Annotated in this window: 8 protein-coding genes and 1 pseudogene; 5 read left to right on the forward strand and 4 right to left on the reverse strand. The window is 70.8% G+C overall.

The genetic code is table 11. The features are described from left to right. Positions 1–407: 407 nt before the first annotated feature. The 5 genes from SACSA_RS0120255 (at position 408) to rfbA (ending at position 5,073) form a co-directional block, all read left to right on the forward strand. On the forward strand, positions 408–1,319 hold the full coding sequence (locus SACSA_RS0120255) for an NADP-dependent oxidoreductase (RefSeq protein WP_019819646.1): 912 nt from the start codon (positions 408–410) through the stop codon (positions 1,317–1,319). A gap of 148 nt (positions 1,320–1,467) precedes the next feature. Further along, entirely contained in the window at positions 1,468–2,055 is a 588-nt protein-coding gene (locus tag SACSA_RS0120260) for a dTDP-4-dehydrorhamnose 3,5-epimerase family protein (RefSeq protein WP_019819647.1), read from the forward strand. Between the two features lies 1 nt (position 2,056). Then, complete coding sequence (locus SACSA_RS0120265) at positions 2,057–3,202, forward strand: DegT/DnrJ/EryC1/StrS family aminotransferase (RefSeq protein ID WP_019819649.1); 1,146 nt, start codon at positions 2,057–2,059, stop codon at positions 3,200–3,202. Further along, positions 3,199–4,101: an MBL fold metallo-hydrolase gene (locus tag SACSA_RS0120270; RefSeq protein WP_019819652.1), complete on the forward strand. Its 903-nt coding sequence runs from the start codon at positions 3,199–3,201 to the stop codon at positions 4,099–4,101. The genes SACSA_RS0120265 and SACSA_RS0120270 overlap by 4 nt, the downstream gene beginning before the upstream one ends. A gap of 66 nt (positions 4,102–4,167) precedes the next feature. Further along, on the forward strand, positions 4,168–5,073 hold the full coding sequence (gene rfbA, locus SACSA_RS0120275; protein WP_019819654.1) for a glucose-1-phosphate thymidylyltransferase RfbA: 906 nt from the start codon (positions 4,168–4,170) through the stop codon (positions 5,071–5,073). A 59-nt stretch (positions 5,074–5,132) separates the two neighbouring features. Here rfbA and SACSA_RS0120280 read toward each other — a convergent pair whose 3' ends face one another. From SACSA_RS0120280 to SACSA_RS26445, 4 genes and pseudogenes are all read right to left on the reverse strand, one after another. Then, on the reverse strand, positions 5,133–5,915 hold the full coding sequence (locus tag SACSA_RS0120280; protein WP_019819656.1) for an alpha/beta fold hydrolase: 783 nt from the start codon (positions 5,913–5,915) through the stop codon (positions 5,133–5,135). 26 nt (positions 5,916–5,941) lie between these two features. Next, entirely contained in the window at positions 5,942–7,279 is a 1,338-nt protein-coding gene (locus SACSA_RS0120285) for an MFS transporter (RefSeq protein ID WP_019819658.1), read from the reverse strand. Between the two features lie 99 nt (positions 7,280–7,378). Beyond that, complete coding sequence (locus SACSA_RS0120290) at positions 7,379–9,667, reverse strand: cytochrome P450/oxidoreductase (RefSeq protein ID WP_048877019.1); 2,289 nt, start codon at positions 9,665–9,667, stop codon at positions 7,379–7,381. Between the two features lie 150 nt (positions 9,668–9,817). Beyond that, a pseudogene (locus tag SACSA_RS26445) lies at positions 9,818–10,040 on the reverse strand (IclR family transcriptional regulator); the annotation flags it as partial.

Genomic DNA, 10,040 nt, shown 5'->3' on the forward strand with positions numbered 1-10,040 from the left:
CGGCGCCACGGCGGCGAGGGGGGCCAGTGCGAGCAGCGACGCGACGCCGAACGCCCGGACCAGGCGGCCACGGCGCCGATTTTCACTCGAAGTGGTCATTGGGTTCCTCCGGGTTACCTGTGACAATTGAATGGGCTATTCCCACCTGTGGACGCGAAGGCAGTGTTGTCGGCGTCATTCAATGCTGGACCGTGGGCCGATGGCAGTTCCGCGTGAATCTCGCTCGACGTCACCTCGAGACTCGCTCGAACCTCGCTCGAATCTCACTGGAATCCCGCTCGAGGCTCGCTCGACGCGAGGTCGAGAGTGTTTCGTGCGCCGCTCGGATGAGCCGTCCCGAAACCGCGCATCGCCGTGGTGTGACAGGATCGTCCCCGCAGAGAAACACACAAGAACGAGGAGCGTGCATGGCCACAGCGATCGCATTCTCGGCATACGGCGGCCCCGATGTCCTGAAACTGACCGATGTCGAGGTGCCGGAACCCGGACCGGGGCAGGTCCGGGTTCGGGTGCGGGCGGCCGGCGTCAATCCGATCGACTGCAAACTGCGTGGTGGCGCCTTCGCTGATTCCGACGACACGTTCCCGCAGCGGCTCGGCAATGAGTTCGCGGGCACGATCGAGCGGGTCGGCCCGGACGTCACGCGGTTCTCCGCGGGGGACGACGTCCTCGGCTTCACGGTGATGGAGGCCTACGCCGAGGCCGTCGTGGTCGGCGTCGAGCAGATCACCGCCAAGCCCGCCGCACTGCCGTGGCCGGTGGCGGGCGCGTTGTCCGCCGTCGGGCAGACGGCGTACAACGCACTGACGGAACTCCGCGTGGCCGAGGGCGAGACACTGCTGGTCCACGCGGCGGCGGGCGGCGTGGGCACGGTGGCGACCCAGCTCGCCCGGCGGCTGGGGGCTTCGGTCGTCGGCACGGCGAGCGAGCGCAACCACGAGTACCTGACCTCGCTCGGCGCCGTTCCGGTCACCTACGGCGCCGGTCTTGTCGACCGGGTACGCGCGGCGGCGCCACAGGGTGTGGACGCCGCGCTCGACGCCATCGGCGGGGACGCCATCGACGCCTCCCTCGCGCTCGTCGCGGACCGGGACCGCATCGGCACGCTGGTCGACGCCGAGGCCGCCGCACGGGAAGGATTCCGCCGCCTGCGCGGGCAACGGTCGGCGGAGCTGCTCGCGGAACTGGCGGCGCTCGCGGCCGACGGTGCGCTCCAGCTTCCCGTCTCCAACACCTATCCGCTCGCCGAGGCGGCGCGGGCGCATCGTGAGGTGGAGACCGGCCACGTCCGGGGCAAGGTCGTCCTGACGCTCGACTGACCGAGCGCGGGGACGGGTCGAGCACAGCACCGGCCCGTCCCCGCGTGCCTGGGCCCGCCCCGGGACGAGCCCGCGTTCAGCGACTCTCGAACCGGCACCGAGCGGTGCCGAACAGACTTCTCCCGGTGCAGGTCGCTGGGAGGTGCGTGTGGAGTTCCGTGAACTGGAGATCCCGGGGGTCTTCCTCGTTTCACCCGAGATCGTCCACGACGAGCGGGGCAGCTTCTTCGAGGGCTTCCGCGCGGACCGCCTTGGCGAGGCCACCGGTCGCGAGTTCCCGGTCGCGCAGGTGAACTACTCCGTCTCCCGCCGCGACACGGTGCGGGGCATCCACGGCGTCACCATCCCGCCCGGCCAGGCCAAGTATGTCAGTTGTGTCCGGGGTGCGCTGCTCGACATCGTGGTCGACATCAGGGTCGGGTCGCCCACCTACGGCGCGCACACGGCGAACGTGCTCCGTGCCGGAAGCGGCACGGCGGTCTACGTCCCCGAGGGACTCGGGCACGGATTCCGCGCCCTGACCGACGACGCCACGATCTGCTATGTGCTGTCGAGCGCGTACGTGCCCGGCACCCAGTTCGAAATCCATCCTTTCGACCCGGAGCTCGCGCTGCCCTGGGACCTGACGGGCGAGGCACTTCTGTCCGAAAAGGACGAGCATGCTCCGACGCTGGCGCGGGCCGAGGCGGCCGGGATTCTGCCGCTGTGGGACGACACCCGGACGAACGGACGATGACGTGACGATCAACATCTTTCAGCCGAGTCTCGGCGAGCAGGAGCTGGCGGCGGTCGCGGAGGTGTTCGAGAGCAACTGGCTCGGGCACGGGCCGCGGACGGCGCGGTTCGAGGCGGAGTTCGCCGCGCATCTGGGCGTGGGCGCCGAGCACACGGTGTTCATCAACTCCTGCACCGCCGGGCTTTTCCTGGCGATGGAGCTGCTGGAGCTCTCCGAGGGAGACGAGGTCGTCCTGCCCTCGATCAGCTTCGTGGCCGCGGCCAACGCCGTCGCGGCCACCGGTGCCCGGCCGGTGTTCTGCGACGTGGACCCCCGGACTCTGAACCCGGACGCCGAGCACATCGAGGCCAAGCTGACCGAGCGGACCAAGGCCGTGGTCGTGCTGCACTACGGCGGGTACCCGGGCGACATCGAGCGCATCGCCGCCCTGTGCCGTGCCCGGGGGGTCCCGCTCGTCGAGGATGCCGCCTGCGCGGTCGCCTCCACGGCGGGGGGCACGACGTGTGGCACGTTCGGAGACATCGCGATGTGGAGCTTCGACGCGATGAAGATCCTCGTCACCGGTGACGGCGGCATGCTCTACCTCCGCGACGCGGATCTCGCGCGCCGCGCGCGCCGACTGGCCTACCACGGCCTCGAACAGTCCAGCGGCTTCTCCAACGCCAAAGTCTCGCACCGCTGGTGGGAACTCGACGTCCGGGATTTCGCCCGCCGCCAGATCGGCAACGACCTCACCGCCGCGATCGGCCTGGTGCAGCTGAGCAGGCTGAAGGACTTCGTCCGCGGCAGAGCCGAGGTCGTGGCCCGGTACGACCGCGCGCTCGCGGACGTGGCCGGGGTGCGCCTTCCCCCGCCACTACCGGACGGGCACACCTCGTCGTACTACTTCTACTGGGTCCAGCTCGATGCGGCGATCCGGGACGCCGTCGCGGCCGACCTGCTGGCGGCGGGGGTCTACACGACGTTCCGGTACCCGCCGCTGCACAAGGTGCGCGCCTACGCCTCCGACGAGGTGCTTCCGAACGCCGAGCGGGCGGCGGAGGAGACGCTGTGCCTTCCGCTGCATCAGAGCCTGAGTGAGACCGACGTCCGGACCGTGGTCGAGGCGGTGCGCGGCGCGGTGGCGTCCCGGCGGGCGTCCACATGATCGCCGCGGATCTGGTGCCGCTGTCCTCCGGCGTGTACGCCTATGTGCAGCCGGACGGCGGCTGGTGCCTGAACAACGCGGGCGTCGTCGTCGGTGCGCACGGGGTGGTCCTCGTGGACACGGCGGCCAGCGAACGACGCGCGCGTCGGCTGCGGGACACCGTCGCCGCCACCACGGACGCGCCCGTGCGCACCGTGGTCAACACGCATTTCCACGGGGACCACACCTTCGGCAACTGCGTGTTCGCCGACCGGGCCGAGATCGTCGCACACGAGCGGGCCCGGGTCGAGATGCAGCGGGCGGGACTCGGGATGCAGATGCTGTGGCCGGAGGTCGACTGGGGCGAGATCACGCTGGCGTTGCCGACCGTGACCTACACCGAGTCGATGCGGCTGCACACCGCGGAGACCGAGGTGGAGTTGTTCCATCCCGGACCCGCGCACACGACCAACGACACCGTCGTCTGGCTTCCCGCGCACTCGGTGCTGTTCGCGGGGGACGTGCTGATGAACGGGGCCACACCGTTCTGCCTGATGGGGTCGGTGACCGGGTCGCTGCGCACGATCGACCGCCTGCGGGCGCTGAAGCCGAGGACCGTGGTACCCGGGCACGGTCCGGTCGGCGGCCCGGAAATCCTCGACGCGAACGAGTCCTACCTGCTGTGGCTGCGGGAGCTGGCCGCCGAGGGGGTGCGTGCCGGGCGCACCCCGATGGAGACCGCCCGGGCGGCGGTGCCGCACCGGTTCGGCGACCTGCTGGACTCCGAGCGTCTCGTGGCGAACCTGCACCGCGCCTATGCCGAGGTCCTCGGCGCGTCGGAGGGCGCCGAGCTCGACGTCGAGGCGATCTTCGGCGAGATGGTGACGTTCCACGGTGGCTTGCCCCCGTGTCATGCCTGACGACCGTGCGCGCCGGGAACGGGCGCGCCCCGCGCGTCGAACCGTTGCGCGAGAGAGGTGGGCACAGTGAAAGGGATCATCCTGGCCGGAGGCCACGGGACGCGGCTGCGTCCGGTGACTCTCGGTGTGTCGAAGCAGTTGCTTCCCGTCTACGACAAGCCGTTGATCTACCACCCGCTGTCGGTGCTGATGCTGACGGGGATCCGGGAGATCCTCGTCATCTGCGCGCCGGACGATCTCGACGGGTTCCGTCGCCTGCTCGGTGACGGCCGCGAACTCGGACTGACGCTGGACTACGCCATCCAGGACCGGCCCCGTGGGCTCGCCGACGCCTTCCGGATCGGCGCCGACCACGTCGGCGGCGACTCGGTGGCGTTGATCCTCGGCGACAACATCTTCCACGGCCCGGGCTTTTCGGAGCTGCTGACCACGGCGGCCGAGGACGTGGACGGGTGCGTGCTGTTCGGCTACCCCGTCCACGACCCGGAGCGTTACGGCGTCGGTGAGGTCGACGAGCACGGCAGGCTGGTCTCGATCGAGGAGAAGCCCGCGAAGCCGAGGTCGGACCGCGCGATCACCGGTCTCTACTTCTACGACAACGACGTTCTCGACATCGCGAAGAACCTCGCGCCCTCGCCCCGGGGGGAGCTGGAGATCACCGACGTCAACCGGCACTATCTCGCGCGGGGCAAGGCGCGGCTGGTCGATCTCGGACGGGGCTTCGCGTGGCTGGACACCGGGACGCACGACTCGCTCAGCGCGGCGGGGCAGTACGTGCAGATCCTCGAGCACCGGCAGGGTGTGCGGATCGCGTGTGTGGAGGAGGTCGCGCTGCGGATGGGGTTCATCGGTCCCGAGCAGTGCCATCGGCTGGGGGAGCGGCTCGCGAAGTCGCCGTACGGGCAGTACGTCATGGACGTGGCGGCACGGGCGCCGGAACCGGACCCGCACACCCCCGCGAGTCGCCCCTAGCAGTCCGCGAGTTGCCCCTGGCAGTCCGCGAGTCGCCCCTGGCAGTCCGCGAGTTGCCCCTAGGAGTCCGCGAGTTGCCCCTGGCCGAGCTCCCGGAGGAAGGCCTCGATGCTCGTCGCGAGCGCGACGGGGGTCTCGTCGATCGCGTAGTGGCCGCAGTTGGCCAGTACCTCGATCTCGCAGCGGGGGTAGAACTCGGCGAAGGTCTGACGCATGGTCTCGGCGCCGAGTGCCGGGTCGTGCTCTCCCACGATCGCCTTGACCGGCACCCGGCTGCCGGCGACCTCGCGGTGGAAGTCGGTCCGCGCCCACGCGCGCAGGTAGTCGGCGACCGCCTGCTGGTCCGAGGATTCCAGCGAGTGCCGCACCATGGCGTCGAGCCAGACGCCGGTCAGCCGGTTCCCGGTCGTCAGGTCGATGATGGCGCGCCGCGCGCCCGGGTCGGTGGCGGCACCGGAGAACAGGTCCCACCCCGCGTCGTCGAACGGCACGCCGCTCGCGGGTACGGGAGAGACTCCCACCACAGCGCGGACCCGGTCGGGTGCGTCGGCCAGCACACGCTGCGCCACCGCGCCGCCCATGGAATGACCGAGCAGCGAGAACGTCTCCAGTGACAGGGCGTCGGCCAGGGCGAGCACGTCGCCCGCGGCCTCGGCCAGGGTGTGCTCGCCCGGTACGCCCCGGCGCGCGCCGTAGCCGCGCAGGTCGCAGAAGACGTACCGGAACGCGGTGGTGTCCAGGTGCGGGCGCAGGGGAGCCCAGGCCGACGCCGACCCGAACCAGCCGTGGACGGCGAGGACCGCGTGGTCTCCGGAACCGGTGGTCTCGTGGGCGATGGTCACACTGCCTCCTCGCGGGTCGGCGACGTTCACTCGATCGCGTCAAGGTCGCTGTTGCGGGTCTCCCGGCTGGTCGCGGCGGCGACGACGGTGATCGCCATCGTGACCACGAGGTAGCCGATCACACTGGCCACCCCGAACCGGTCGATCAGCCACACGGCGATGAACGGGGCCGGTGCGCCCGCGATGATCGACGAGCCCTGGAACACCAACGACGAGCCGGCGAACCGGTGACGGGTGGGGAACAGTTCGGTGATCCAGGCGGCCTCCGTGCCGGCGAGCACGCCGTGGAAGAACGCGCCCACGCACACGCCGAGCCACAGCAAGGGAAGGCTCTCGAAATGCACGAGCCAGAAGAACACCGGAGCCCAGGCCACCAGCACGACCGACGGTACGATCATCGCGGGCTTGCGGCCGACGCTGTCCGAGACGCGGCCGCCGCCGATCATCCCGAGGAACTGGAACAGCGAGGCGAAGGTGACCGCGAGGATGACGTCGCCGCGCGCGTAGCCGAACGACGTGGTGGCGTAGGCGATGATGAAGACGGTGTAGATGTAGAACGCGATGTTCTCCCCGAGCCGCACCCCGACCCCGTGCAGCACCTGGCGGGGATTGGACAGCGCGTCGAGGACGCTGGAGCGCTTCCGCGTGGTGGCCCGGGTCTCGGCGCGGGCCTGCGCCGCCTGGAAGACAGGCGACTCCTCGACGCTGCGGCGCAGCCAGAAGCCGATCGCGAGCAGGGGGATCGCCACGAGGAACGCCAGTCGCCAGCCCCACTGGTCGAACGCCTCACCCGGGAAGAACACGGTGATGAGGCTGACCACGGCGGTGGCCAGCACGGTGCCCATCGGGGCGCCCGCCTGCGGCCACGACGCCCAGAATCCCCGGCGGCGGGGTTCGCCGTACTCACTGACCATGAGCACCGCGGCACCGAACTCGCCGCCGAGCGCGAAGCCCTGGATCATGCGCAGCACGACCAGGAGCACGGTGGCGGTGATACCGATCTGGCCGTAGGTCGGCAGCAGCCCGATGGCGGCCGTGGACAGTCCCAGCAGCAGGAAGGTGGTCACCAGCATGGGCTTGCGGCCGAACCGGTCTCCGAGGTGGCCGAACACGATCCCGCCGAGCGGGCGTGCCACGAAGCCCAGCCCCTGCGTGGCCAGGGCGAGCAGGAGTTTCATGATCCCGGACTCGCCGGGGAAGAACAGCGGGCCGAGCACGGTCGCGGCGAGGATGCCGTAGATCGCGAAGTCGTACCACTCCAGCACCGCGCCCGCCATGCTGCCCGCGAGGACGCGGCGGAAGCCGGTTGGGGAGGGTGTGGGCTGCCCGGCCGGGGCGGTGTTCTGGTCGACGGGTGACGCCATTGTCAGTGCCTTTCGGTACGGCCGCGGGGGCTTTCGGTACGGTCGCGGGCCTGCCGGTGCGGCCGGGCCTTCCGCGTGCGGTCGGGACAACGGGTGCGGTCAGAGACCGAGCGTGAGGGTCGTGCCACGGGCGCGGGAGCAGCAGGCCATCATGCGGGTGCCGGCGCGGCGCTCCCCGCCGGTCAGGACCACGTCGCGGTGGTCGATCTCGCCCGCGAGCACGGGCACTTCGCACGTGCCGCACAACCCTTCCTCACAGTCACTGGGCACGTCGATGTTCGCCGCGCGCAGGCGTTGCAGCACGGTCTCGTCGGGCGCGACGCGGACGGTCAGACCCGAGTCGGCCAGTTCCACGTCGAAGGCGTGCTCGGATTCCGGGTCGAGTACCGCGCGGCTGCTGGTGAAGTGCTCGACGCGCAGCGCGTCCTCGGGCCAGTGCGCGGCGGCCTCGGCGAGCGCGTCGAGCAGCCGCTCCGGTCCGCAGGCGTGGATGCTGGTCCCCTCCTCGGGCTCGGCGAGCAGTGCGGCCACGTCGAGCCGGGTGCCGCCGGAGGTGGTGTGCACGTGCAGGTGCGCACCGTGGTGGGCACGCAGGCGGTCGAGGAAGGCCATCGTGGACTCGTCGCGCCCGCAGTAGTGGATCTCGTACGGGACGCCCCGGGCGCGGGCGTGGTCGGCCATCGCGATGATCGGGGTGATCCCGATGCCGCCCGCGACGAACAGCAGGCGGCGCGCGTCCGGGTCGAGCCGGAAGTGGTTCCGTGGCCCGCGCAGGCTCAGGTGGTGTCCCGCCTCGACGCTGTCGTGGACGAACACGGACCCGCCACGGCCGGCCGGTTCACGCAACACGGCGACGCGGTAGCGGTGCCGGTCGGCCGGGTCGCCACACAGGGAGTACTGCCGGGTCACTCCGCCGAGATCGAGGTCGATGTGCGCGCCGGGAGACCAGTCGGGCAGCGCCGCGCCGGTGGGGTCGGCGAGGGTGAGGCCCACGATTCCGTCGGCCTCGCGGGTGACCTCCTCCACGACGACGGTCCGCGTCGTGGCGCGCGTGGTGGGTTCGCCGATCGTGACCGGGTGGGTGGCCTCCCGCACGGAGGGATCGGTGCGTTCGGGATTGGCGGCCGGGTCCCAGCGCACCCACAGGTGTTCGGGACCCCGGAAGGAGGTGTTGGGCACGTAGGTGAACCGCTGGTCGGCGAGTTCGAGGTGGGGAAGCCTGCGGGTGAGCTCCTGCAGGAAGATCTGCAACTCCATGCGGGCGAGGTTCTTGCCCATGCACTGGTGGCTGCCGTAGCCGAAGGTCAGGTGGTCGGTGGCGTTGTCGCGGCGGATGTCGACCGAGTCCGGGGAGTCGAAGTGCCGCTCGTCGCGGTTGGCCGACGAGTTGACGATCAGCAGCTTGGCGCCGCGCGGAACCGGGACGCCGCCGACCGTGGTGTCGGTGGTGACCAGCCTGCGCCAGGCGGCGACCGAGCCGGAGTGACGCAGGCACTCCTCGACGGCGTTCGGGATCAGACTCGGGTCGGCGCACAGCTCGTCCCACACCGGGCGGTTCTCCAGCAGCAGCTTGATCGCGTTGGCCGCCGCGTTGGCGGTGGTCTCGTGGGCGGCGACGATGCCGGCCATCATCATCGAGTGCAGGTACGAGTCGGTGATCACGTCGGGCTTCTCGCGCTGGAGGCGGATGCTGTAGGGCATCCACCCCGGACCGGACGGATCGCGCTTGAGCTTGTCGACGACCTCCCCGGCGTAGCGCCAGAAGCGGCCGACGGACTCCGCGACGGCGACCTGCTCGCGCGGTGACGGTCGACCCCAGGTGTTGACCGTGTGCGCGATGGAGTAGCGCCGCAGCGTATCCACGTCCTCCTCGGGCACGCCCAGGAAGTGCAGGGCGACCGTGAGCGGGACCTCCCACAGCATCTGATCGACGAGATCGGCTTCGCCGTCATCGACGAAGCGGTCGACGTAGCGGCGGGTCAGTTCCCGCACCATCGGCTCGTGCACGGTCAGCCGCCGCGGGGTGAACGGGTCGAGCAGCGCCCGGCGGCGGGGCATGTGCGCGGGTTCGTCCTCGTTCACGAGCGTGCGGTTCATCGCGTAGTCGTAGGACTCCAGCACGGCCGTGGCCTCCGCGCACACCGGGGTGATCTTCTCCAGTGCGATGGACGGGGAGAAGGTCCGGTTGTCGCGGAACACGGCTTTCACGTCGTCGTAGCGGGTGACGACCCAGTAGCCGAGTTCCGGGCTGTAGAAGACCGGTTCGTCGTCCCGCGACCAGCGCAGCGCCTCCGGTGGGTCGGCCTGGTACGCCTCGCCGAACGGGTCGAACGCCGCCGCCTGGGGCGACACGCTCCCGTCCCCGAAGGGGCACGCCCCTGCGCTCATGGCCACTCTGCCTCCTGAGCTGGTATTTTACTGATAACGCACATGCTGTCGCGGTGAGCGAACGCAAGGGAGATTAGGCAGCGCGGCGCGGACCGTCAAGAGTCACGACGAACGCTCCGACTCCGGCGCCCCGGTCGGGGAGCGGGGTGATCAGCGGGTGAGCAGGCGGGCCAGGCGCCGGCCCGCGCGGAGGACGGCCTCAGCCGCCCGGTCGGTGTCGAGGCCGTCCAGCGCGACCACGCCCACGCTGTGCTCGACGGTGGCGGCGCCGGTCTCGGTGACGTCGGCGCGCATGCCCGTGGCGAGGCCGACGGCGCCGCGTTCCAGCTCGCCGCGCGTGAGGCTGTATCCGTCGCGCCGTGCCCGCCGGACC

The organism is Saccharomonospora saliphila YIM 90502, assembly GCF_000383795.1.
Lineage (GTDB): Bacteria > Actinomycetota > Actinomycetes > Mycobacteriales > Pseudonocardiaceae > Saccharomonospora > Saccharomonospora saliphila.

What these genes read in the sequence shown, in the direction of transcription:
- SACSA_RS0120255 (WP_019819646.1), top strand. Translation starts at nt 408, where the DNA reads ATGGCCACAGCGATCGCATTCTCGGCATACGGCGGCCCCGATGTCCTG.
- SACSA_RS0120270 (WP_019819652.1), top strand. Translation starts at nt 3,199, where the DNA reads ATGATCGCCGCGGATCTGGTGCCGCTGTCCTCCGGCGTGTACGCCTAT.
- SACSA_RS0120285 (WP_019819658.1), bottom strand. Translation starts at nt 7,279, where the DNA reads ATGGCGTCACCCGTCGACCAGAACACCGCCCCGGCCGGGCAGCCCACA.
- SACSA_RS0120290 (WP_048877019.1), bottom strand. Translation starts at nt 9,667, where the DNA reads ATGAGCGCAGGGGCGTGCCCCTTCGGGGACGGGAGCGTGTCGCCCCAG.